Source organism: Planctomonas psychrotolerans, assembly GCF_008642235.1.
GTDB classification, from domain to species: Bacteria; Actinomycetota; Actinomycetes; order Actinomycetales; family Microbacteriaceae; genus Planctomonas; species Planctomonas psychrotolerans.
The window spans coordinates 2,782,879-2,805,163 of record NZ_SJEV01000001.1 but is presented as its reverse complement, the minus strand read 5'-3'; the positions used below and the strand labels follow the sequence as shown (position 1 = coordinate 2,805,163).

Here is a 22,285-nt window from a genome sequence, read left to right as displayed (position 1 = left end):
CCGGCCGGGGCGGAGCGCGCGCTGTGGCAGACTCGCTCGCATGACGCCGACGGGACCGCAGTACCGGTCCGTCGGTTACGCGATATTCCTGCTGCTGACGGGCGCTTCGGGCTGGGTGGCGTCGTTCATCCTGGTGCTGGAGCGGATGACATTGCTGGAACGCCCGGGCGAGTCGCTCGCCTGCGACGTGAACCCGTTCGTGTCGTGCGGCACGGTGATCGAGAGCTGGCAGGGTTCCCTGTTCGGCTTCCCCAATCCGCTGCTCGGGGTGGCCGGATTCGTCGCCCCGATGGCCGTCGGCGTGGGACTTCTGGCCGGTGCCCGGTTCGCCCGGTGGTTCTGGACCCTCTTCGTTGTCGGGCTCGGGGGCGCGTGGGCGTTCGTCACCTGGTTGTTCACGCAGACGGTGTTCTCCATCGGCGTGCTGTGCCCGTGGTGCATGCTCGTCTGGCTCGCCACGATCCCCCTGTTCTGGTTCTCGCTGCTCTTCACCGCGTCGCGGGGGCTGCTGGCCGTTCCCGCGGCCCTGACCCGAGCGGGACGCGGGATGTGGCCCTTCGCCTGGGCGATCGTGGTCGCGAACTACGCCGTCTTCGCCCTGATCATCCTCGCCGTGTTCCCGCACCTCCCGCGCGTGCTGTTCGGCTGACCCGCCGCCGCGCCACCCTCCCCCGCCGCCGCCGCTCCTCCCCGCGCCCGCCGCTCCTCCCCGCGCCCGTTGCGCGTCCCCGCACCCGTTCCCCGTCCCCGCTTGTGCAATATGTGTAGCGGCGACGCGGAACCGGAGCGACGGGGAGGGCGACGCGACGAGGAGGGGGCGACGCGATGACTGAAGTCGATCTACCCTCGCGCTGCAAACTAGTTTGTGCTACAAAGTTATCCATGGAGATCCGACCGACGCCATCGGCGACCGCACCGGTCTTCGCCGCCGACCCGCCCCGCACCCACCGCGGCACCGCACGGCACCGCACCGCACCGCACCGCACCGCACCGCACCGCACCGCACCGCACCGCACCGCACCGATTGAGGACACCATGCCGGACTCCCCGCACCACGACCACGACCCGCAAGACCACGACTCGCACCACGATCCCGATCCCGATCCCGATCCCGATCCCGATCCCGATCCCGATCCCGATCCAGCCGAGATGCTCGCGCTGCTGGAGCAGCAGGAGCGGCGGGTCGACGCCACACTGCTCTCCCCCGTTCCCTGGCTCTACGCCATCTGGGGCATCGCCTGGCTGGTGGGCTTCCTGCTCCTCTGGTCGGGCTGGCCGGGCGGCAACCCCTGGTTCTCGGTGCCGCTCCCGATCGCCGGCATCTCGTTCGGCGTGCTGATCCTCGGCTCCATCGTCGCGTCCGCGGTGATCGGGATGCGCATCAACGCCGGGGTGCGCGGGGCGTCCGACTTTCCGGGCGCGGTGTACGGCATCTCCTGGTCGGCGTCCGGGTTCGCGTTCGCGCTGCTGGGGATGGGACTGATCTCCAACGGCCTCTCCCCCGAGCTCGCCTCGGTGTACTTCCCGTCGGCCTACGCGCTCATGGCCGGCACGCTCTACTTCGCGGGCGCGGCGCTCTGGCGGGACAAGAGCCAGCTCGCGCTGGGCATCGTGCTCCTCGTGCTCGGGTCCGTCGCGCCGTTCTTCGGTCAGCCGACCAACAATCTCGTCATGGCCCTCGGCGGAGGCGGCGCCTTCCTCGTCGGCGCGGGGATCATGGCGGCCCGCCTCCGACGCACCGGGAGTTGACATGGCCGAACTCGATCCGGTCATCCACGCCGCCGCGCGACTGCGGATCACCGCCACCCTCGCCCGGATCCCACCCGGGGACCGGATGTCGTTCCCCCGGCTCCAGGAACTCCTCGATATGACGGCGGGCAACCTGTCGACCCACCTGCGCCGGTTGGAAGAGGCCGGATACGTCGAGGTCGCGAAGACCCACTCGGGTCGCACCCCGGTCACGTACCTCAGCCTCAGCACGAGCGGACGACGCGCCTTCGAGGACTACACCGAGACCCTCCGACTACTGCTGGGAGAAACGTCATGACCGCACTCGCCACGCTCGACCGGGTCACGCGGCGCTACGGCGACCTCACGGCCGTGAACGACGTGAGTCTCACGATCGACCCCGGCGTCATCCTGGGCCTGCTCGGACCGAACGGTGCCGGAAAGACGACCGTCATCTCGCTCCTGCAGGGACTCCGTCGACCGACGTCCGGCACGGTGCGCCTGTTCGGCGGCGACCCTCGCGACGCCGCCTCCCGTTCACGCCTCGGCAGCACGCCCCAGGAGACCGCTCTGCCTCCGACGCTCCGGGCGGGGGAGGTCATCGACTTCGTGGGCAAGCACTTCGCCGATCCGGTGCCGCGGGGGGAGCTGGCCGACGAGTTCGGGCTCGGCGACCTGCTCCGCCGGCAGACGGGCGCCCTCTCGGGCGGTCAGAAACGCCGGCTCAGCGTGGCCCTCGCCTTCGTCGGCAGGCCGCGCCTGGTGCTGCTCGACGAGCCCACGACCGGACTCGACGTGGATGCCCGCCGCACGCTGTGGGCGGCACTCCGGCGGCAGCACGACGCCGGAGCGACCGTGGTGGTGACGAGCCACTACCTGGAGGAGATCGAGGCCCTCGCCCAGCGGGTGGTGGTGATGGGCGCCGGACGGGTGCTCGCCGACGACAGCCTCGCGAATGTGGTCGGACGGGTCGGCCTGCGGCTCATCCGTCTCCGCTCCCCCGAGCCCGACCGCATCCGCGCTCTGCCGGGTGTTCTCACCTGCGAGGCGGATGCCGACGGCATGCTCACGCTGTCCGTGCCGGACTCGGACGCCTTCCTCCGCGCCCTCATCCCGAGCGGCGTGCCGTTTGCCGAGCTCACCGTCCGCGGCGCGACACTGGAGGAGGCGTTCCTCTCCCTCACCGAAGAGTCGATCCCCCGAACCACGGAGCACGCATCATGACCGTCCTCGCCCTCGCCGGGGTTCACGCGAAGTACCTGCTCATCGAGACGGCACGGGTGCCGATCGCGATCATCGGCGGGCTGGTGTTCCCCGCGCTGTCGCTGCTCTTCTTCGTGATTCCGCAGCGCGCCGTGGCGGAGAATCCCGCCTTCGCCACTCAGGCGGTGCTGTCGCTGTGCGTCTTCGCCGTCCTGGCGAACTCGCTGTTCAGCTTCGGCCTGAACATCGCCGAGGCCCGCGAGAAGCCCTGGGACCCGTATCTGCGCACGCTGCCCGCGCCCGGCATGTCCCGCGTGCTGGGCCAGGTGTTCTCCACCGGGATGCTCGGGCTCGCGTCCGTGGTGCCAGTGGTCATACTCGGTGCGCTCCTCACCCAGGCCAGTGCGACCGGCCCGCAGGTGCTGGCCGGTCTGCTCACGCTCGGGCTCTCCGCGCTGCCGTTCATGTTCATCGGCATCTGCATCGGCTACTCGATGCCGTCGAAAGCGGCCATCGCGGTGGTGCAGGTACTCATGTTCGGGCTGGCGTTCGGCGGCGGGCTCTTCCTGCCGCCCGTGATGTTCCCGGGCTGGCTCGACGTCCTGTCGCGGTTCCTGCCGTCCCGGCACTCCCGCGAGCTGGTCGTGTGGGCGGTCACCGGCAGCGACCTTCCCGCGTGGGCGTGGATCGGCTGGGCCGTCTGGACCGTGGTCACCTTCGCGCTGGCCCTGGTCCTCTTCCGGCGCGACGAGGGCCGACGCTACCGCTGACCGTGAGGCACCGGGATCCGCCCGACTACGCGAGTCGATGCGGATCCGGGCACCTCACCGGGAGGGACGATGGATCAGTCGAACCAGAGCGCGAGCTCGCGGGCGGCCGACTCCGGCGAGTCGGATCCGTGCACGAGGTTCTGCTGCACCTTGAGTCCCCAGTCCCTGCCGAGGTCGCCCCGGATGGTGCCCGGGGCAGCGGTGGTGGGGTCGGTGGTGCCGGCGAGGGAGCGGAAGCCCTCGATGACCCGGTTTCCGGCGACTCGGAACGCGACGACCGGGCCCGACTCCATGAACTCCACGAGCGGCTCGTAGAACGGCTTGCCCTGGTGCTCCTCGTAGTGCTGCGCGAGAAGCTCGCGGCTGGCCTGCACCATCCGCACGTCGACGAGCTGGTAGCCCTTCGCCTCGATGCGGCGCAGGATCTCGCCGGTCAGGTTGCGGGCGACTCCGTCGGGCTTGACCAGAACGAGCGTTTCCTCAACGGATGCGGTCATGGGTTTTCCTCCTGTGTCTCGGCCGTTGTCCACGCGCTCTGCGCGGCGGCTTTCTCTCGGTCGATGCGGGCGCCCGCGATCATGCAGTACGCCCACAGTGCGGCGAAGAACGCCCCGACCACGAATATGGCCGGCAGCACGAGTCCGCTGGCGAAGACGAGCAGCTGCACGGTCCACCCGAGCACGAAGCCCACGGGATAGCGCAGCAGATACATGGTGACGAGCATGAGCGCGAGCAGCGCTCCTCCGCCGCCGAGTGCCACCGTTGCGGGCACGACCTCGAGACCGAACGCCACAAGCGCCGCGAGGAACACCACGATGAACTCGAAACCGATCACGATCGAGCCGAGCGTCTGCTTGGTCGACCTCGGTGGTCGCGCACGCCCCGGTGCTGTCGCGGTCACGCGCCCTTCCATCCCTCGTCCGCGGCGATGGTGATCGCCTCCCCGACGAGCAGGATCGACCCGGTCACGAGCACGGCGCCACGATCGGTGCCCGACGCCTCGTCCCGGGCCACGTCGAGGGCGGTGCGGATGTTCGGTTCCACCGTGACACGGTCGGGGCCGACGATACGTACTACGGCGGCGGCGAGCTCGTCGACGTCGGTCGCCCGTTCGGATGGCGACTGCGTCACCAGGAACGTCGACACCACCGGGTCGAGCGCGCGCACGATGCCGTCCACGTCCTTGTCCCCCAGCACGCCGAGCACCGCGGTCACCCTGTCGAAGGTGAAGTAGTCGGAGAGGGCGCCGGCGAGGGCCTGGGCGCCGCCGGGGTTGTGCGCGGCGTCCACGAGCACGGTCGGTTCGGTGCCGATCACCTGCAGCCGACCCGGCGACGTCACGGTGGCGAGTCCTTCGGCGACCACGTCGGTGGCGAGCTGCTGGGAGCCGCCACCGAGGAACGTCTCGACGGCGGCGATCGCCACCGTCGCGTTCTGCGCCTGATGGTCGCCGAACAGCGGCAGGAAGAGATCGGCGTACCGGCCGGCGATCCCCTGCACGGTGAGGACCTGCCCACCCACCGCGACGGTGTTCGACAGCAGCGAGAAGGCGTCGCCCTCCGTGCCGAAGGTGGACTCGGTGAGGGCGGCGGCGCGGCGCAGTTCAGACAGCACCTCGTCCGACTGCGCGGCGCTGACCACGTCGGACGACGGCTTGATGATGCCGGACTTGGTGCGGGCGATCTCGGCGACGGTGTTCCCGAGCCGCGACGTGTGGTCGAGGGAGATCGACGTGAACACGGCGACCTGGCCGTCGGCCACGTTGGTGGAGTCCCACTCGCCGCCCATGCCGACCTCGAGCACCGCCACGTCGACCGGCGCATCGGCGAAACACGCGAACGCCAGGGCGGTGAGCGCCTCGAAGTAGGTGAGGGGCGGTTCCCCCGCGGTGGTGAGCTCCGTGTCCACCATCGCCAGGTACGGCGAGATGTCTTCCCAGTTGCGCACGAGCGCCTCGTTCGAGATGGGCTCGCCGTCGATCGCGATCCGCTCGTTCACCCGCACGAGGTGCGGGCTCGTGAACAGCCCGGTCCGCAGTCCGTGTGCGCGGAGGATGCTCTCGCTGATGCGGCTGGTCGACGTCTTGCCGTTCGTCCCCGTCACGTGGATGACCGGGTAGGCGCGCTGCGGATCGCCGAGGAGTTCCGCCACGCGCCGGGTGGCGGCGAGCCGGGGCTGCGGCGCCGCCTCGCCCATGCGGTCGAGCAGCGCGGAGTACACGCCGTCGGCCGCCGCGGCGAAGAGGTCGTCGTCCGTGTCGTCCCAGGAGTCGTTCGTCATCGCTTCGCTACCTCAATCCGCACCGAGGATCCCCGGCCTACAGCCTTCCATGTGTGAGCGTCGACGGCATCCACGGATTCGTCGACGCCGGCGAGCTCGGTGACCAGTTCCACGGCCAGCGTCTCGCGCGAGATGAGGTCGCGGTGCGCGGTGATCGCGGCCACGGCGGTGTCGTCGCGTGCGGTCAGCACGAGGGCGACGCGGTCGCTGACCTCGAAACCCGCCGCCTTGCGGGCGTCCTGCACGGCGCGCACCACGTCGCGTGCCAGACCCTCCGCCTCGAGTTCCGTGGTGAGCGCGGTGTCGAGCAGCAGGAATCCGCCGCCGGGCAGCAGCGCGAGAGCCGCTCCGTCGGCGCCTCCCGACGCCTCCAGCCGCAGCTCGTACTCCCCCTCGACGAGCGGCACACCGCCGGCGGTCACCGTGCCGTCCTGCTCCGTCCAGTCGCCGGCGCGGGCGGCAGCGAGTACCGCCTGCACTCCCTTGCCGAGCCGGGGGCCGGCGACGCGCGCGTTGACCGTGAGCCGCGACGTCACGCCGAAGGAACCGGCGCTTCCCGCCTCGAGCTCCACGAGGGTCACCGTCTTGACGTTGAGTTCGTCGCGCAGGATGGACTCGAACCGGCCGAGGCCGTCGGTGCCGGAGATGACCACGGTGAGACCCGCGAGCGGCTGCCGGACGCGGAGCCCGGATGCCTTGCGCAGCGAGAGCGCGCTGGAGCTGATGGTGCGCACCGCATCCATCGCCCGTACGAGCTCGTCGTCGACCGGAAAGGCGTCCGAGGTGGGCCAGTCGGTGAGGTGCACGCTGCGGCCGCCGGTGAGGTCCTTCCAGATCCGCTCGGTGACGAGGGGCAGCAGGGGCGCGGCCACACGGGTGAGCGTCTCGAGCACGGTGTACAGCGTGTCGAAGGCCTCGGTTCCGGTCTCCCGCGCGCCGGTTCCGTCGGTGGTCACGCCCGCCCAGAAGCGGTCCCGGGAGCGGCGTACGTACCAGTTGGTGAGCACATCGGCGAAGTCGCGCACCTTCGCGGAGGCGAGCGAGCTGTCGAGGTTTTCGAGGTCGGTGGTCACGTCGTCGATGAGTCGCGCCGTCTTGGCGAGGATGTACCGGTCGAGGGGGTCGGTCGAGTCCGTGCGCCACTCCGCGTGGTACGCACCGTCGACGGTTCCCGAGCGGCCCACGGTCCCCGAGCGGCCCACGGTCCCCGAGCGGCCCACGGTCCCTGAGCCTGTCGAAGGGACGGCCCCCTCCACGAACGTCCCTTCGACGAGCTCAGGGACCGACTCACCCGAGCCCGCGCGCGCGGTGTTGGCGTAGAGGGAGAAGAAGTACCAGGTGCTCCAGAGCGGCAGGAGCACCTGGCGCACGCCCTCGCGGATGCCCTCCTCGGTGACGACGAGGTTGCCGCCGCGCAGCACGGAGCTCGACATGAGGAACCAGCGCATCGCGTCGGAGCCGTCGCGGGTGAACACCTCGTTCACGTCCGGATAGTTGCGCAACGACTTCGACATCTTCTGCCCGTCGCTGCCGAGCACGATGCCGTGGCTGACCACGTTGCGGAATGCCGGCCGGTCGAACAGGGCGGTGGAGAGCACGTGCAGTGTATAGAACCAGCCGCGGGTCTGACCGATGTACTCCACGATGAAGTCGGCGGGGTTGTGGCTGTCGAACCACTCCTGGTTCTCGAAGGGGTAGTGCACCTGGGCGAACGGCATCGATCCCGAGTCGAACCACACGTCGAGCACGTCGGGGATGCGGCGCATGGTCGATTTCCCGGTCGGGTCGTCGGGGTTCGGCCGGGTGAGTTCGTCGATGTACGGGCGGTGGAGGTCGTGCGGGCGCACGCCGAAGTCGGCCTCGAGCTCGTCGAGCGACCCGTACACGTCGATTCGCGGATACGCAGGGTCGTCGCTCTTCCACACGGGGATCGGCGACCCCCAGTAGCGGTTGCGCGAGATCGACCAGTCCCGGGCATTGCCGATCCACTTGCCGAACTGGCCGTCCTTCACATTGTCGGGTACCCAGGTGATGTCCTGGTTGATGCTCTCCATGTCGTCGCGGAACTCGGTCACCCGCACGAACCAGCTGGACACGGCCTTGTAGATGAGCGGGTTGCGGCACCGCCAGCAGTGCGGATAGGAGTGCTCGTAGCTGGCCTGGCGCAGCAGGCGGCCCTTGGCCTTCAGGAGCTGGGTGAGCGGCTTGTTCGCCTCGAACACCTGCAGCCCCGCGACCTCCTCGATGATGGGCAGGAACCGGCCGCCGTCGTCCACCGAGATGAGCACCGGGATGCCGGCCGCGGCGCACACCACCTGGTCGTCCTCGCCGTACGCGGGAGCCTGGTGGACGATGCCGGTGCCTTCGGTGGTGGTGACGTAGTCGGCCACCAGCACCTGCCACGCGTGCTCCGTGCCGTGCGTCTCGGTGTCGGCGTAGTAGTCCCAGAGGCGGTCGTAGCGCACGCCGTCGAGGTCGGCACCGCGCACGGTGCGGGACACGGCTGCGCGCGCGTCCTCGGCCGAGTCGTAGCCGAGGTCCTTGGCGTAGTTGCCCACCATCTCGGTGGCGATGAGGTACTCGGCGCCCAGCACCTCGGTCGTGAGATTCGCGGGGCGGTGCTCGCCGAGGCTGTCGGGTGCCTCGGAATCGGGCGTGCCGTTCGGCCCGCTCGGTACGACGGAGTACTCGATTTCGGGTCCCACGGCGAGCGCCATGTTGGTCGGCAGCGTCCACGGGGTCGTCGTCCAGGCGAGCGCGCGCACGCCGGTGAGACCGAGGGCCTCCGCCTTCATGCCGACGAGCGGGAAGGTGACCGTGACCGACTGGTCCTGGCGCATCTTGTAGACGTCGTCGTCCATGCGCAGCTCGTGGTTCGACAGCGGGGTCTGGTCGCGCCAGCAGTACGGCAGCACGCGGTAGCCCTCGTAGGCGAGGCCCTTCTCGTGCAGCTGCTTGAACGCCCAGATCACCGACTCCATGAAGGTGATGTCGAGGGTCTTGTAGTCGTTCTCGAAGTCGACCCAGCGCGCCATCCGGGTGACGTAGTCCTGCCATTCGCCGGTGTAGCGCAGCACGGCCTCGCGGGCCACGGTGTTGAACGCCGCGATGCCCATCTTCTCGATCTCGCTCTTGTCGGTGATGCCGAGCTGCCGCTCCGCCTCGAGCTCGGCGGGCAGTCCGTGGGTGTCCCAGCCGAAGCGGCGGTGCACCTGCTTGCCGCGCATGGTCTGGAAGCGCGGGAAGACGTCCTTCGCGTAGCCGGTGAGCAGGTGACCGTAGTGCGGGAGCCCGTTCGCGAAGGGCGGGCCGTCGTAGAAGACCCACTCCGGGTCGCCCTGGCGTTGGTCGATAGACGCCTGGAAGGTGCCGTCGGCGTGCCAGAAGCCGAGCACCTCCTCCTCGATGGCCGGGAAGCTCGGGGACGGCGAAACGGAGCGGGCGACGGGCGACGTTGTGCCATCGGCGGGGGCACCGGTCGCGGGCGTTCCGGCGTGCGGTGTGCCGTCGGACCCGGATGAGGGGCGGGGGTAGGTCATGGCTCTCCTGGCAGCGTTGGATCTCTGCACGAGGACGAACGCCACCGGAGTCCGGCGGTGATCGCGGTACCACCCCGCTTGCTCCGATCCGCTGCGTCACGAATCGGAACCGCTCATTCGTTGGCTGTGACGGGCCAGTCCCGTTCGGGTCTAGTGGGCGCCCGCGGACGGGTGCCGTTCTTCCGAAGGCTCCCCGGTGATGGCCGGATCGGTGCCTGTGCGCCCAGCCTACTCGACTCCCGCGCCCCGGCGACGGATCCCGCCGGCTCGCTCCGGCCGGGTCGACGGGGTCAGGAGGAGAGGAAGACGGGCGCGAAGCCGTCGCACACCGGGGCGAGTGCGCTGTCGACGTAGGTGTGCAGGGGCGCGCGGGTGACGCCGGCGCCGGCCCAGGCACCCGCCGCGGCCGCGACCGCACCGAGCACCGCGAATGCCGCCGCCTGCACTCCCACGTCCTCCGTCGGCATCCCGGTGCGCCCGGCGAGGAACCGACGCAGCACAGCGGCCTGCTCCATGAACCGGGCAAGGCCCGAGGCCTGCAATTCCTCCGTGGTGCCCATGAGCTCCCGCTGGGTGACCGCCCAGGGCACACGGTCGGATTCGATCGGCCCGGTGGCCTCCGCGAAGGCGCGCCGCACCGCCGTCATCGCCGGCACGTCCGGGGGGATCGCGGCAAGGCGTGCCGCCACCCGGCCGATGCTCTCGTCGTAGGTCACCCACAGCACGTCGCTCTTGCTCGAGAAGTAGTTGAAGAACGTGGATCGGGACACCCCCGCCCGCTGGGTGATGTCCGACACGGAGGTTCCCGCGTAGGTGCGCTCCAGGAACAGCTCGGCCGCGGCATCCTCCAGGGTCGAGCGGGACGACGCGACCGGGCGCCCTCGTCTCGGCTGCTCCGCCACCTCGATTCACCTCCGTAGAATGGAACTCGGGAATAAATGTACCGCGTTCATTTATTGTCCTCATGACACCGTACCGCCTGCGATCGAATCGAGCCCCATGTTCCGCGCTCCCCTCTCCCCGCGCCGCGCCGCCGGCGGTGCGCTCGGGCTCGCAGCCCTGCTGCTGCTCACCGGCTGCTCGGCTCCGGATGCCGCGCCCGCCAACTCGGGACCGGTGACCGGCGGCACGCTCACGTACGCATCCGGGGATGCGGAGCCGACCTGCCTCGACCCGCACGTGGGCGGCAACTACCCGCAGGCCCTGATCAGCACCCAGTACCTCGAGTCGCTGGTGTCGAAGAACGCCGACGGCGAGATCATCCCGTGGCTCGCGACGGAGTGGGCCGAGGCTGAGGACGGTCTGTCCTGGACGTTCACCCTGAGGGACGATGTCATGTTCACCGACGGCACGCCTCTCGACGCGGAGGCGGTGCGCGCGAACATCGCCCACCTGCAGGATCCGGAGACGCTCTCCTCCACCGGGTACCTCGCCCTCGGCAAGGTGACCAGCACCGAAGCGGTCGATCCGTCGACGGTGCGCGTTCTCTTGAGCGAGCCTGACAGTGCCCTGCTCGAGTCGCTCTCCCAGCCCTGGCTCGCCATCCAATCCCCCACCGCCATCGCGCGGGGCATGGACGAGAACTGCGCGTCCCCCGTGGGCACCGGACCCTTCGTGGTCGAGGAATGGAACCGGCAGAACTCCATCACCCTGGTGCGCAACGAGGACTACACGTCACCCCCCGCCGACGCGGAGCACGACGGGCCCGCCTACCTCGAGCGGATCGTCTGGCGCTTCCTCCCGGACTCGGCGTCCCGGTACGCCGCCCTGCAGGCCGGTGAGGTGGACATGATCGACAACGCCCAGCCCGACACCATCGTGCAGGCGGCGCAGGACGACGCGCTCGAGGAGCTCGACGCTCCCCGGCCGGGTGCCTCGAACCGGCTCGAACTGAACTCCGGCAAGCCGCCGTTCGACGACGTCCGCGTGCGTGAGGCCTTCATCCGTTCGGTCAACGTCGACGACGCCGTCGAGGGGCTCTTCTTCGGTACCGCCGAGCGATCGTACTCGCCGCTGTCGAGCGTGGAGCCGCTCGCCGTGGGCGACGAGAGCCTGTTCGGCTTCGACCCGGAGGCGGGCGCCGCGCTGCTCGACGAGGCGGGGTGGAGCGAGCGGGACGCCGAGGGGTACCGCGTGCGCGAAGGCCAGCGCCTGACGCTGAGGCTGCCGGTGAGCACGAACCAGTCCATCCCTGCGGAACAGTCGCTGTTCGAGCAGGTGCAGGCGACGGCGCGGGATGCCGGATTCGAGATCGTGCTCGAGCCCCTCGACCTCAGCAGCTGGTACGGCGCGCTCGCCGCGAACGAGTACGACCTGGTCAGCGCTCCGTACACCAAGGTCGGACCGGACGTGCTCCGCATCCTGTACCACAGCGATGGTACGACGCCAGCACCGAGCGGCTACTTCGCGAACCATGCGCAGGTGCGCAATCCCGAGCTCGACGCCATCCTGACGGAGGCCGGGCAGGTGTCGGATCCGGACCGCCGCGCCGAGCTTTACGCCGAGGCGCAGCGGATCGTGCTCGAGGGCTTCTACATCCTCCCGCTCTACGACCAGCAGAACACCTATCTGCTCCGGTCGGATGTGCGCGGCGTCCGCGCGCTGCCCACCGTGTCGGCGCCTACCCTGTACGACGCCTGGCTGGACCGGTGACGACGGACCGGGCGCCGGTGGGCGTGCCGTTCCGGTTCGCCCGCTGGCTCCTGGTCCGCTCTGCTGGCGCGCTCTTCGTGCTCTGGGCCGTCGCCACCCTGACCTTCTTCGCGATCCGCCTGATCCCGGGCGACCCCGCGGAGGCCATCCTCGGCGGGCCAGGCTCGCAGGCCTCGGACGAGGCGCTCGCCGCGGTGCGCGCCGAGTACGGGCTCGACCAGCCGCTCGCCGTGCAGTACCTCGCTGCGCTCGGTCGGCTCGCGACCGGCGATCTCGGCACGTCGTACTCGCTGCGCACGAGCGTCTCGACGCTGCTCGCCGAGCAACTGCCCGGCACGATGCTGCTCGCCGCCCTGTCGCTCTCCGTCGCCTGGATGCTGGCGCTGGCACTCGCCACCTGGTCCACCCGGGGCGGGCGCGTGCCCGCCGCGGTCGGCGCCGGCCTCGAGGTCGTGGCGGCGGCGCTCCCGCACTTCTGGATCGCGATCGTGCTCATCCTCGTCTTCAGCACCGGGCTCGGCTGGTTCCCTCCCATCAGTACCGCCGGCCCGGCCGGTCTGGTGCTTCCGGTGGTCACGCTGGCCCTCCCCCTCGCGGGCTTTCTCGGTTCGATCATGCGCGAGTCGCTCCTCGATGCGTTGGAGGCCCCGTTCGCCCTCTCGGCTCGCGCGCGCGGCGAAAGCGAACTGGGTGTGCGCCTGGTGCACGCGCTGCGGCACGCCGCGCTTCCCGCGATCGGCCTGTCCGGCTGGGCGTTCGGCTTCCTGATCAGCGGCGCCGTCGTGGTGGAGACGATCTTCGCGCGGCCGGGCCTCGGTCGCACGCTGCTCACCGCCGTCACCGCCCGCGACATTCCGCTGGTGATCGGCGTCGTGCTCGTCGTGGCCGCCGCGTACATCGTGCTGACCGTGCTCACGGATGCCGCGTCCCGTCTTGCCGATCCCCGGTTGCGTGCCGCGTGAGCGACCTCGAAGTCTCGACGCGCATCGCCCGCAGCGCGACGTCGCGCCGCGCCGGCACGCGCCGTTCCGCGACCGTCGGTGAGGTCGTCGCGGCGCTCGTGATCGTCTTCCTCCTGCTCTCCGCGCTGCTGCCGGGGGCGATCGCCCCGCTCGATCCGCTCGCCATCCGCCCGCTCGAGGCGTTCTCGCCCCCGTCGCCGGGGTCGTGGTTCGGCACGGACGAGTCCGGTCGCGACATCTTCAGCCGTGTCGTGCACGGCACCGCGTCGTCGCTGCTGATCGGGGTCAGCGCCACCGCGATAGGCCTCGGTCTCGGTCTGATCCTCGGCACCGCCGCCGGCATGCTCGGCCCCGTCGTCGACTTCTCCGTCAACCGGATGCTCGAGGTGCTGTTCGCCTTCCCCGGCCTGCTGCTCGCCCTCTTCTTCATCGTGATCTTCGGACCGGGGGTGGTCACGGCCACCATCGCCGTCGGCATCTCCACCGCGCCCGGATACGCCCGCATCATCCGCGGTCAGTTGGTGAGCATCCGCCGTTCGGCGTACGTGGAGGCCGCTACCGTGCTCGGTCGGAGCCGCTGGCAGATCCTCTACCGGCACATCCTGCCCAACACGCTCGCGCCGATCTTCGTGCTCGGCACGCTCGGCGTCGGCCAGGCCATCGTGTGGGCGGCGTCGCTCAGCTATCTGGGCCTCGGCGCCGTGCCGCCCGCCGCCGAGTGGGGCGCGATGCTCGCCGCCGGTCGCACGTACATCTCCACGGCATGGTGGCTCACCTTCTTCCCCGGCCTGTTCATCGTGCTGACCGCGACGGCGATCACCGTGCTCGGCCGGCGGCTGCAGCAACGCGTTCGGGAGCAGGGGTGAGCGCCGCAGGCGCGACCGGCGCGGACCCGGTGCTGCGGGTCGAGAACCTCACCGTGGGGTTCGGTGCATCCGGTGCGGCGGTGGTCGAGGGCGTCTCCTTCACGGTGGCGGCGGGCGAGTGTCTCGCGCTGGTCGGCGAGTCCGGGTCGGGCAAGAGCGTCACCGCCCGCAGCATCCTCGGCCTCGCGGGCGCCCGCTCGTGGCAGCGGGCGGATGCGGTCGAACTGTCGGAGCGCGACCTGCGTTCGCTCAGCGAGCGGGAGTGGCGGTCGGTGCGCGGTCGGAACGTCGGGCTCATCCTGCAGGACGCCCTGGCCTCGCTCGACCCCCTCCGACCGGTGGGTCGCGAGATCGCCGACGCCCTACGACTGCACACCCGCCTGTCCCCGGCGGCGCGGGCCGCGCGGGTGCACGAACTGCTGCGGTCGGTCGGGATGCCGGAGCCCGAGCTGCGGGTGAAGCAGCGCTCGGGCGAGCTGTCGGGCGGGCTGCGGCAACGGGCCCTGATCGCCTCAGCGATCGCCCTCGACCCCGGCCTTCTCATCGCCGACGAGCCCACGACGGCGCTCGACACCACGGTGCAGGCCCGCATCCTGGACCTGCTCGCCGAGCAGAAGGAGAGCGGCACGGCCGTGCTGCTGATCAGCCACGACCTCGCCGTGGTGAGCCGCGTGGCGGATCGCGTGGCCGTTCTCCGCGAGGGGCGCATCATCGAGACCGGTCCGACCGATCGGGTATTGAGGAATCCCGAGGAGCCGTACACGCGGCGCCTGATCGGTGCCGTGCCGACCGGGCGCCCCCGGGGTGAGCGATTGTCGGTGCCCGTCGGCTCGGCACCCGGTGGATCGGCGCAGCGCGCTCGGCCGGCCGCACCCGTTCCGGCACGCGCCACCACGCCGCGCGATGCCGTCGCGCTCTCCGTGCGGAACGTCACGGTGCGGTTCCGTGGCCCGAACGGGTCGACCCGCCTTGCGGTCGATTCGGCCTCCGTCGACCTGCACACGGGAACGACGCTGGGGCTCGTCGGCGAGTCCGGTTCGGGCAAGACCACCCTCGCCCGGCTGGCCCTCGGGCTCATCGCTCCGGATGCGGGTGAGGTGCGCGTGGGGGGTGAGCCGTGGAACCCGCTGGCCGAGAAGCACAGGCGTCCCGTTCGTGCTCGCGTCGGAGCCGTCTATCAGGACTCCCTCGCGTCGTTCGATCCCCGGCTGAGTGTGGAGGCGATCCTCACCGACGCCGCGACGGGTGGCGCGCGCCGCGGCTCACCGGCACGGTCCGGCGCCGCGGATCGCGTGCGTGAGCTTCTCGATTCCGTCGGCCTTCCCGCCGGGGTGCTGCCCGCGCGGCCCCTCAATCTCTCGGGCGGTCAGCGGCAGCGCGTGGCCATCGCCCGTGCGCTCGCGCCGCGACCGGACATCCTCATCTGCGATGAACCCGTCTCCGCCCTCGACGTCTCCGTGCAGGCCCAGGTGCTCGACCTGCTCGACGAACTGCAGGAGAGGCACGGGCTCAGCTACCTGTTCATCTCCCACGATCTCGGGGTCGTGGCGCACATGGCCGATCGGATCGCCGTCATGTCGGAGGGTCGCATCGTCGAGATGGCCGACACCGACCGCATCCTCGCCGCTCCGCAGCACCCGTTCACCCGGCGCCTCCTCGACGCCTCCCCCCGCCTCTAGGCCGCCTCGCCATCGCGACCTCACGGTCCCTGAGCTCGTCGAAGGGACGCACCCCGCCTCAGCGACGCGGCACCCCTCACGACCCTTCGACAGGCTCAGGGTCCGCAACCCCTCACCCCACGGTCCCTGAGCTCGTCGAAGAGACGCCCCCCGCCCCACCGACGCGACCCCACGGTCCCTGAGCTCGTCGAAGGGACGCACCCCGCCTCACGACGCGACGCCCCTCACGACCCTTCGACAGGCTCAGGGTCCGCAACGCGCGGCCGCAGTCAGGCGGCGGCGATGCCGGCGTCGGTGATCTCGGCGACACGCGCGACGATGGCGGCGAGATCCACCGGCACCGTCGTGTCCACGCGGATCACCGGGCAGATGCCCAGGGGTTCGGCGCACTCCGCCCACTCCGCCCAGATCGACTCGACGTCACCAAGGATGCGGTGCACCGGGCCGCGCGTACGGCTCTCGAACCGCGTGCGGGCGAGGGGCGCGGGGGCATCGCACCACACCTCGATCGCGGTGCGCACACCGGCGTACTCCAGCCCCTCGAGCGCGAACTCGAGGTCACGGGGTCGGAACCACCACGACTCGGCCACGAACGCCGAGTGCTCGGCCCCCCGGCGCCACAGTTCCCGCATCGCGACGGCACCGACCACGTTCGCCGCGTCGCCGGGGTTGGTGGCGGCCAACTGCTCCTTGATCGCGTCCCGCGACAGGCACGGCCACGACAGTTCGGCGGCGAGTGCCATGGCGAGCGACGTCTTCCCTGACCCGGGCAGCCCGTTGACGAGCACCGCGACGCCGTCAGCCGGATCCATGTTCGCCCCATCGTTACAAGATCGTGTCGTGAAAGAGTACGTGACGAGCGGCGTCAGCGGGGAAAATTCGTGCGCTAAAATTCGAGAACACGACACTCAGGCAGTTCCCCACTGACACGCTGCCGCACATATCGAACCGGAGAAGCCGATGACCTCACACGTGCCCGATAAGCCCGCGCTCGAAGGCCTGGAATCGAAGTGGGGTCCCGTCTGGCAGTCCGACGGCACCTACGACTTCGATCGCGCCGGTGCGTCCCGCTCCACGATCTTCTCCATCGATACCCCGCCGCCGACCGCTTCCGGGTCGCTGCACATCGGTCACGTCTTCTCCTACACGCACACCGACGTGGTGGCGCGCTTCCAGCGCATGCGCGGCAAAAAGGTGTTCTACCCGATGGGCTGGGACGACAACGGTCTCCCCACCGAACGCCGTGTGCAGAACTACTACGGCGTGCGCTGCGACCCGTCGCTGCCGTACGACCCCGACTTCACCCCGCCGTTCGAGGGCGGTGACAACAAGAGTTCCAAGGCCGCCGACCAGCGGCCCATCTCGCGACGCAACTTCATCGACCTGTGCGAGCGCCTCACCGTGGAGGACGAGAAGACCTTCGAGAAGCTCTGGCGCGACCTCGGCCTGAGCGTCGACTGGAGCCAGTCGTACCGCACCATCGGCTCCGAATCGCAGGTGGCGTCGCAGCGGGCCTTCCTCCGCAATCTCGCCCGTGGAGAGGCGTACCAGGCGGATGCGCCGACGCTCTGGGACGTGACGTTCCGCACCGCCGTCGCCCAGGCGGAACTCGAAGACCGCGAGCAGCCCGGCACCTACCACCGCATCGCGTTCCACGGCGCGGACGGGCAGGACGTGCACATCGAGACCACCCGCCCCGAGCTCCTCCCCGCCTGCGTGGCGCTGGTGGCGCATCCGGACGACGAGCGCTACAAGCCGCTCTTCGGCACCACCGTCACGACCCCGCTCTTCGGCGTGGAGGTGCCCGTCGTGGCGCACCACCTGGCCCAGCCCGACAAGGGGTCCGGAATCGCCATGATCTGCACGTTCGGTGACGTGACCGACGTGATCTGGTGGCGCGAATTGCAGCTGCCGAACCGCGCCATCCTCGGGTTCGACGGCCGGATCATGAGCGACGCTCCCGACGCGATCACGTCGGACGAGGGACGAAGCGCGTACGAGCAGCTCGCCGGTAAGACAGTGTTCTCGGCGAAGGCCGCCGTGGTCGACCTGCTGCGCGAGAGCGGTGAGCTGATCGGCGAACCGAAGAAGATCGTGCACCCGGTCAAGTTCTACGAGAAGGGCGACAAGCCGCTCGAGATCGTGTCGACCCGCCAGTGGTACATCGATAACGGTGCGCGACGCGAGGAACTGCGCACCCGCCTGCTCGAGCGCGGTGCCGAGATCACCTTCGTGCCCGACTTCATGCGGGTGCGCTACGAGAACTGGGTCAACGGCCTCTCCGGTGACTGGCTGATCTCGCGGCAGCGCTTCTTCGGCGTGCCGATCCCCGTGTGGTACCCCCTCGACGACGACGGCAATCCGGCGTTCGACCGACCCATCGTGCCGACCGAGGATGCTCTCCCGGTCGACCCGTCGTCGGACACCGCTCCCGGCTACAGCGACGACCAGCGCGGCGTGCCCGGCGGCTTCACGGGCGAACTCGACGTGATGGACACGTGGGCGACGTCGTCGCTCACGCCTCAGCTCGCCGGCGGCTGGGAGCACGATCCGGAGCTGTTCGACCTGGTGTTCCCGTTCGATCTGCGCCCGCAGGGCCAAGACATCATCCGCACCTGGCTCTTCTCCACCGTACTGCGGGCGGAACTCGAGCACGGTGCCGCGCCGTGGAAGACCGCCGCGATCTCCGGATTCATCGTGGACCCCGACCGCAAGAAGATGTCGAAGTCGAAGGGCAACGTGGTCACCCCGGCCGGAATGCTCGAGCAGCACGGGTCGGACGCGGTGCGCTACTGGGCGGCATCCTCCCGGCTCGGCACCGACGCCGCCTTCGACCCGATGAACCCGACGCAGATCAAAATCGGTCGGCGACTCGCGATCAAGATCCTCAACGCGTCGAAGTTCATCCTGGGCTTCGAGGCCGACGCGATCGGCGACGAGGCGGGTGACGCGATCACGCATCCGCTCGACACCGGGATGCTGGCCTCCCTCGACGAGGTGGTGCGCGTGGCGACCGCCGCGCTCGGCGACTACGACCATGCGCGCGCCCTGGAGACCACCGAGAGCTTCTTCTGGACGTTCTGCGACGACTACCTGGAGCTCGTCAAGGAGCGGGCGTACGGTCAGGTCGGCGGCGAGGCGGATCAGGCGTCCGCCGTGGCCGCGCTGCGCGAGGCACTCACGGTGCTGTTGCGCCTCTTCGCCCCGTTCGTGCCGTTCGCCACGGAGGAGGCCTGGTCCTGGTTCCGGGACACCTCGGTGCACTCCGAGCCGTGGCCCGAGCCGCGTGCCGCGGAAGGCGACGGCGACGCCTCTCCCGCACTCCTCGGCCTCGCCGGCAAGGCCCTCACCGGCATCCGACGCGCCAAGACCGACGCCAAGGCGTCGCAGAAGGCGCCGGTCTCCTCCGTCACGGTCTCCGGCCCCGCCGACGCCATCGCGCTGCTCGAGCTGGCGGCCGACGACATCAAGGCCGTGGGCCGGATCACGGATCTGCACTTCACCGAGTCCGACGAGGTCGCCGTGGCGGAGATCACCCTCGCACCGTCGGCCTAGCGCCCACGGCCTAGTGCGCCCGGCCGACGTTCCACGCCCCCGCACCCCAACCCGATAGGGAGACACTCATGCAACTCGGTACCCGCTGGACCGTCGGTGACGACGCCCCGGCCACCCTGCCCGAAGTGGTGCTGCTCGCGGTCAAGACCGTGGAGCAGGACCTGCGCGACCTCGGCACCGACACCACCGCGTGGCGCTGGACCCTCACCTGGCTCGAGCGCCGACCCGTGCTCGAGCTCGACGACGGGACGACGATCACCTACGACCCCGCCGAGGACGCGGCCACCATCGTGCTCCCCGGCCAGTCGGTGGACGACCCGTTCGACGACGAGGACTGATCGTCGGCATGCTCGTCGGACGTCCGGCGATCTAGGATCGGCACGGTGACCACACGACCCGACCGCCGCCACCTCGCGCTCACCCTGCTCGTGGCCGGGACGTTCTTCATGGAGAACCTCGACGGCACCATCCTCGCCACCGCGGCCCCGAGCATGGCCCGCTCGTTCGGCGTCGATTCTGCGGCGATCAGCATCACGATCACCTCGTACCTGCTCACGCTCGCCGTGCTCATCCCGCTGAGTGGCTGGCTGAGCGACCGCTTCGGGCTGCGCCGGGTCTTCATCCTTGCGATCGCACTGTTCACCATCGCGTCGGCGCTCTGCGCGGCGAGCACGAGTCTCACCGAGCTCACCATCATGCGGGTGTTCCAGGGCATCGGCGGCGCGATGATGGTACCCGTCGGCAGACTCGCCGTACTGCGGGTCACCGAGAAGAAGGACCTGATCCGCGCGATCGCGTGGCTCACCTGGCCGGCCCTCGCGGCGCCGGTGATCGCCCCTCTGCTCGGGGGGCTGATCACCACCTATGCCACCTGGCCGTGGATCTTCCTCATCAACATCCCGCTCGGCATCTTCGCGTTCTTCGCCGCCCTGCGTCTCGTGCCGCGGTCGGAGATTGCCCGCCCCCGGGCGCTCGACTGGCTGGGACTTCTCCTCACCTGCGCGGGGATCGGGGCTCTCGTCTACGCGGGCGACCTGCTCGCCGCCCGGTCACCGCAGTGGGTGCTGACTCTCGTGCTGGCCGTCGTCGGCACCGCGCTCGCCGCCCTCGCCGTGCGTCACATGCTGCGAACCGCGCACCCGCTGCTCGACCTTCGCGCGTTCCGCATCGAGACCTTCCGGGTGGCGCACGCGGGCGGATCGATGTTCCGTCTCACGATCTCGGCCGTCCCCTTCCTGCTGCCGCTCTTCTTCCAGGACGCGCTGGGGTGGACCCCGGTTCAGGCGGGCTCGGCGGTGCTCGTGCTGTTCGCAGGGAACCTCGTCATCAAGCCCCTGACGACGCCGATGCTGCAACGGTTCGGATTCCGGCGCGTGCTGCTCGGCTCCACCCTCGGCGCCGCGCTGAGCATGGCGCTCGTGATCGGACTGGCCGATGGCACGCCACTGCTGCTCCTGATCATCCTGATGTTCTTCAGCGGGGTGACGCGGTCGATCGGCTTCACGGCGTACAACACCATCGCGTTCGCCGACGTGCCGTCGGAGGAGATGACGCACGCGAACACGCTCGCCTCGACGGTGCAACAGGTCGCGGCAGGCTTCGGGGTCGCCGTCGGAGCCATTGCGTTGAGCGTCGGCGAGCCGATCGCCCGGATGTGGGGAAGTTCGGATCCGGAGTCGGCGTTCCACGTGGCGTTCGGCATCCTGGCACTGCTGGCACTGGTGCCGATCGTGGAGACGCTTCGCCTCTCGCAGAGCGCCGGCGACAATATCCGGCCCGCCCAGCGCGCGCGAAAGAAGATCCGCCCGGCGGCATAGCCCCGGAGCAACGACTCAGGGCCCCTGCGGTTCGTCCACAATGCCGACGAACCGGGTGCCCACGTTGTCGTACTCGCGCCGCACAACCCCCGCGGGCACCTCCGGCAGGTCGTCGGGCGGATGCACGGCACAGCTCACGTAGGAGAACGCCGGCCACCACTTCTTGGGGCGGGCCGATTCGGTAGCGCCGCAGATGTCGCAGGTCAGCTGCACCCACACGGCCTTCGAGCCGCGGTTGGCTCGGGACTGCACCAGCCAAGCCGGCGGAGTCGCCTCCAGTTCCCTCAGCTCAGCCTCCGTCATGCGCGTGGGAAGACCGTGGCGGCGCGCCATCTCGAGCGGGATGTCCAGTCGCTGCGCCACCTCCCGGCGCGGTATCACGAAGCGCCCCCGTCCTTGCGGGCGAGGATCTCGCCGTGCGGCATGCCGAGCCAGCCGTCGGCGTCTGCGGCCCAGGCGAGCCACGCGTTCCGGATGTCCTCGAGGTCGCTCGCGGTAGCGAAGCCGCGCTCCACCGCCTGCACTCCGAATGCGGACTCGGTCACCCGCACCGCCCAGGAGTTGCCCCACCAGTCGCGTTCCGCATCCGAGGAGAAGCACCAGATCGATGCGCTCGCGGTCACGTCCCGGAATCCGGCCGCGCGTGCCCACGCCTTCAATCGCGGACCCGCATCGGGCTCGCCGCCGTTCGAGCGGTGCACCCGCTGGTAGAGCGCGGCCCAGGCGGAGAGCCCGGGCGACTCCGGATACAGCACCACGCCGGAATAGTCGACGTCGCGAGCGGCCACGAGTCCCCCCGGCTTCGCCACCCGGCGCATCTCCCGGAGCACGGCGACCGGATCGGCTACGTGCTGCAGGGTCTGGTGCGCGTGCACGATGTCGAAGCTGTCGTCGGGGAAGTCGAGGGCGTACGCGTCACCGATCTCGAACTCCACGTTGCTCACTTCGTGATCCGCGGCGGTGGACCGCGCCGAACGCACGATCGTCTCGGCGGCGTCGATTCCGACCACTCGACCAGGCGCCAGGCGTTCGCCGAACTCCACCGTGATGGTGCCGGGCCCGCTGCCGACGTCGAGCAGCGACAGGCCGGGGGCCAGGTGCGGCTCGAGGTAGGCGGCGGAGTTGTCGATCGTCCGCCAGGAATGGGACCGGAGTACGGACTCGTGGTGACCGTGCGTGTAGCGCTCTTCGGAAGCCATGCGCCCAGCCTAGAGTCGCCCTCCTCGCTTCCCCC

The 22,285-nt window shown here is 70.1% G+C and carries 20 protein-coding genes; 12 read left to right on the top strand and 8 right to left on the bottom strand.

From position 1 onward, the window contains the following. Positions 1-40 precede the first annotated feature (40 nt). The 5 genes from EY822_RS12950 to EY822_RS12930 all read left to right on the top strand — a co-directional run bounded on the left by EY822_RS12950 (position 41) and on the right by EY822_RS12930 (position 3,701). A complete protein-coding gene (locus EY822_RS12950) occupies positions 41-649 on the top strand; it encodes a vitamin K epoxide reductase family protein (protein ID WP_150308624.1) in 609 nt (202 codons plus the stop codon). 233 nt (positions 650-882) lie between these two features. After that, positions 883-1,749: a hypothetical protein gene (locus EY822_RS12945; RefSeq protein ID WP_227497280.1), complete on the top strand. Its 867-nt coding sequence runs from the start codon at positions 883-885 to the stop codon at positions 1,747-1,749. A gap of 1 nt (position 1,750) precedes the next feature. Continuing rightward, positions 1,751-2,047 (top strand): transcriptional regulator, encoded by a 297-nt coding sequence (locus tag EY822_RS12940; protein ID WP_150308622.1) that lies wholly within the window; start codon positions 1,751-1,753, stop codon positions 2,045-2,047. After that, on the top strand, positions 2,044-2,952 hold the full coding sequence (locus tag EY822_RS12935; RefSeq protein WP_150308621.1) for an ABC transporter ATP-binding protein: 909 nt from the start codon (positions 2,044-2,046) through the stop codon (positions 2,950-2,952). The genes EY822_RS12940 and EY822_RS12935 overlap by 4 nt, the downstream gene beginning before the upstream one ends. Beyond that, positions 2,949-3,701, top strand: coding sequence for an ABC transporter permease (locus EY822_RS12930; protein ID WP_150308620.1), 753 nt, complete (start codon positions 2,949-2,951; stop codon positions 3,699-3,701). Before EY822_RS12935 ends, EY822_RS12930 begins: the two co-directional genes overlap by 4 nt. A gap of 74 nt (positions 3,702-3,775) precedes the next feature. Here the strand turns inward: EY822_RS12930 and ndk are convergent, their stop codons facing one another. The 5 genes from ndk to EY822_RS12905 form a co-directional block, all read right to left on the bottom strand. Next, entirely contained in the window at positions 3,776-4,198 is a 423-nt protein-coding gene (gene ndk / locus EY822_RS12925; protein WP_150308619.1) for a nucleoside-diphosphate kinase, read from the bottom strand. After that, positions 4,195-4,602, bottom strand: coding sequence for a DUF4233 domain-containing protein (locus EY822_RS12920; RefSeq protein WP_227497279.1), 408 nt, complete (start codon positions 4,600-4,602; stop codon positions 4,195-4,197). The genes ndk and EY822_RS12920 overlap by 4 nt, the downstream gene beginning before the upstream one ends. Next, a complete protein-coding gene (locus EY822_RS12915; protein WP_150308617.1) occupies positions 4,599-5,981 on the bottom strand; it encodes a bifunctional folylpolyglutamate synthase/dihydrofolate synthase in 1,383 nt (460 codons plus the stop codon). Before EY822_RS12915 ends, EY822_RS12920 begins: the two co-directional genes overlap by 4 nt. Continuing rightward, positions 5,978-9,520, bottom strand: a complete 3,543-nt coding sequence (gene ileS, locus EY822_RS12910) for an isoleucine--tRNA ligase (protein WP_150308616.1) — start codon at positions 9,518-9,520, stop codon at positions 5,978-5,980. The genes EY822_RS12915 and ileS overlap by 4 nt, the downstream gene beginning before the upstream one ends. A gap of 290 nt (positions 9,521-9,810) precedes the next feature. After that, positions 9,811-10,422: a TetR/AcrR family transcriptional regulator gene (locus EY822_RS12905; protein ID WP_227497278.1), complete on the bottom strand. Its 612-nt coding sequence runs from the start codon at positions 10,420-10,422 to the stop codon at positions 9,811-9,813. Between the two features lie 97 nt (positions 10,423-10,519). Between EY822_RS12905 and EY822_RS12900 the strand changes: the two genes are divergently transcribed. The 4 genes from EY822_RS12900 to nikE are packed head-to-tail and all read left to right on the top strand — an operon-like array spanning position 10,520 to position 15,679. After that, entirely contained in the window at positions 10,520-12,172 is a 1,653-nt protein-coding gene (locus EY822_RS12900) for an ABC transporter substrate-binding protein (protein ID WP_150308614.1), read from the top strand. Beyond that, on the top strand, positions 12,169-13,134 hold the full coding sequence (locus EY822_RS12895; protein WP_150308613.1) for an ABC transporter permease: 966 nt from the start codon (positions 12,169-12,171) through the stop codon (positions 13,132-13,134). Before EY822_RS12900 ends, EY822_RS12895 begins: the two co-directional genes overlap by 4 nt. Continuing rightward, positions 13,131-14,000 (top strand): ABC transporter permease, encoded by an 870-nt coding sequence (locus EY822_RS12890; protein WP_406610269.1) that lies wholly within the window; start codon positions 13,131-13,133, stop codon positions 13,998-14,000. Before EY822_RS12895 ends, EY822_RS12890 begins: the two co-directional genes overlap by 4 nt. Then, positions 13,997-15,679, top strand: coding sequence for a nickel ABC transporter ATP-binding protein NikE (nikE, locus tag EY822_RS12885; protein WP_227497277.1), 1,683 nt, complete (start codon positions 13,997-13,999; stop codon positions 15,677-15,679). Before EY822_RS12890 ends, nikE begins: the two co-directional genes overlap by 4 nt. A 269-nt stretch (positions 15,680-15,948) precedes the next feature. Here nikE and EY822_RS12880 read toward each other — a convergent pair whose 3' ends face one another. Continuing rightward, entirely contained in the window at positions 15,949-16,491 is a 543-nt protein-coding gene (locus EY822_RS12880; protein WP_150308611.1) for an AAA family ATPase, read from the bottom strand. Positions 16,492-16,639: 148 nt separating this feature from the next. Here EY822_RS12880 and valS point away from each other — a divergent pair, with 148 nt between their 5' ends. From valS to EY822_RS12865, 3 genes are all read left to right on the top strand, one after another. Beyond that, positions 16,640-19,234 (top strand): valine--tRNA ligase, encoded by a 2,595-nt coding sequence (gene valS, locus EY822_RS12875; protein ID WP_150308610.1) that lies wholly within the window; start codon positions 16,640-16,642, stop codon positions 19,232-19,234. A gap of 68 nt (positions 19,235-19,302) precedes the next feature. Beyond that, a complete protein-coding gene (locus EY822_RS12870) occupies positions 19,303-19,572 on the top strand; it encodes a hypothetical protein (RefSeq protein WP_150308609.1) in 270 nt (89 codons plus the stop codon). A gap of 45 nt (positions 19,573-19,617) precedes the next feature. Next, the gene (locus EY822_RS12865; RefSeq protein WP_227497276.1) at positions 19,618-21,051 is read left to right on the top strand and encodes a DHA2 family efflux MFS transporter permease subunit; all 1,434 of its coding nucleotides are present in this window, start codon (positions 19,618-19,620) and stop codon (positions 21,049-21,051) included. 15 nt (positions 21,052-21,066) lie between these two features. Here EY822_RS12865 and EY822_RS12860 read toward each other — a convergent pair whose 3' ends face one another. Continuing rightward, positions 21,067-21,432, bottom strand: a complete 366-nt coding sequence (locus EY822_RS12860) for a DUF5997 family protein (protein WP_150308608.1) — start codon at positions 21,430-21,432, stop codon at positions 21,067-21,069. Further along, the gene (locus tag EY822_RS12855) at positions 21,429-22,250 is read right to left on the bottom strand and encodes a methyltransferase domain-containing protein (protein WP_150308607.1); all 822 of its coding nucleotides are present in this window, start codon (positions 22,248-22,250) and stop codon (positions 21,429-21,431) included. Before EY822_RS12855 ends, EY822_RS12860 begins: the two co-directional genes overlap by 4 nt. Positions 22,251-22,285 lie beyond the last annotated feature (35 nt).

Excerpts from the sequence above, each read along its gene's own strand:
- EY822_RS12950 (WP_150308624.1), top strand. The coding sequence starts at position 41 with ATGACGCCGACGGGACCGCAGTACCGGTCCGTCGGTTACGCGATATTC.
- EY822_RS12945 (WP_227497280.1), top strand. The coding sequence starts at position 883 with ATGGAGATCCGACCGACGCCATCGGCGACCGCACCGGTCTTCGCCGCC.
- EY822_RS12940 (WP_150308622.1), top strand. The coding sequence starts at position 1,751 with ATGGCCGAACTCGATCCGGTCATCCACGCCGCCGCGCGACTGCGGATC.
- EY822_RS12935 (WP_150308621.1), top strand. The coding sequence starts at position 2,044 with ATGACCGCACTCGCCACGCTCGACCGGGTCACGCGGCGCTACGGCGAC.
- EY822_RS12930 (WP_150308620.1), top strand. The coding sequence starts at position 2,949 with ATGACCGTCCTCGCCCTCGCCGGGGTTCACGCGAAGTACCTGCTCATC.
- ndk (WP_150308619.1), bottom strand. The coding sequence starts at position 4,198 with ATGACCGCATCCGTTGAGGAAACGCTCGTTCTGGTCAAGCCCGACGGA.
- EY822_RS12915 (WP_150308617.1), bottom strand. The coding sequence starts at position 5,981 with ATGACGAACGACTCCTGGGACGACACGGACGACGACCTCTTCGCCGCG.
- ileS (WP_150308616.1), bottom strand. The coding sequence starts at position 9,520 with ATGACCTACCCCCGCCCCTCATCCGGGTCCGACGGCACACCGCACGCC.
- EY822_RS12900 (WP_150308614.1), top strand. The coding sequence starts at position 10,520 with ATGTTCCGCGCTCCCCTCTCCCCGCGCCGCGCCGCCGGCGGTGCGCTC.
- EY822_RS12880 (WP_150308611.1), bottom strand. The coding sequence starts at position 16,491 with ATGGATCCGGCTGACGGCGTCGCGGTGCTCGTCAACGGGCTGCCCGGG.
- valS (WP_150308610.1), top strand. The coding sequence starts at position 16,640 with ATGACCTCACACGTGCCCGATAAGCCCGCGCTCGAAGGCCTGGAATCG.
- EY822_RS12870 (WP_150308609.1), top strand. The coding sequence starts at position 19,303 with ATGCAACTCGGTACCCGCTGGACCGTCGGTGACGACGCCCCGGCCACC.
- EY822_RS12855 (WP_150308607.1), bottom strand. The coding sequence starts at position 22,250 with ATGGCTTCCGAAGAGCGCTACACGCACGGTCACCACGAGTCCGTACTC.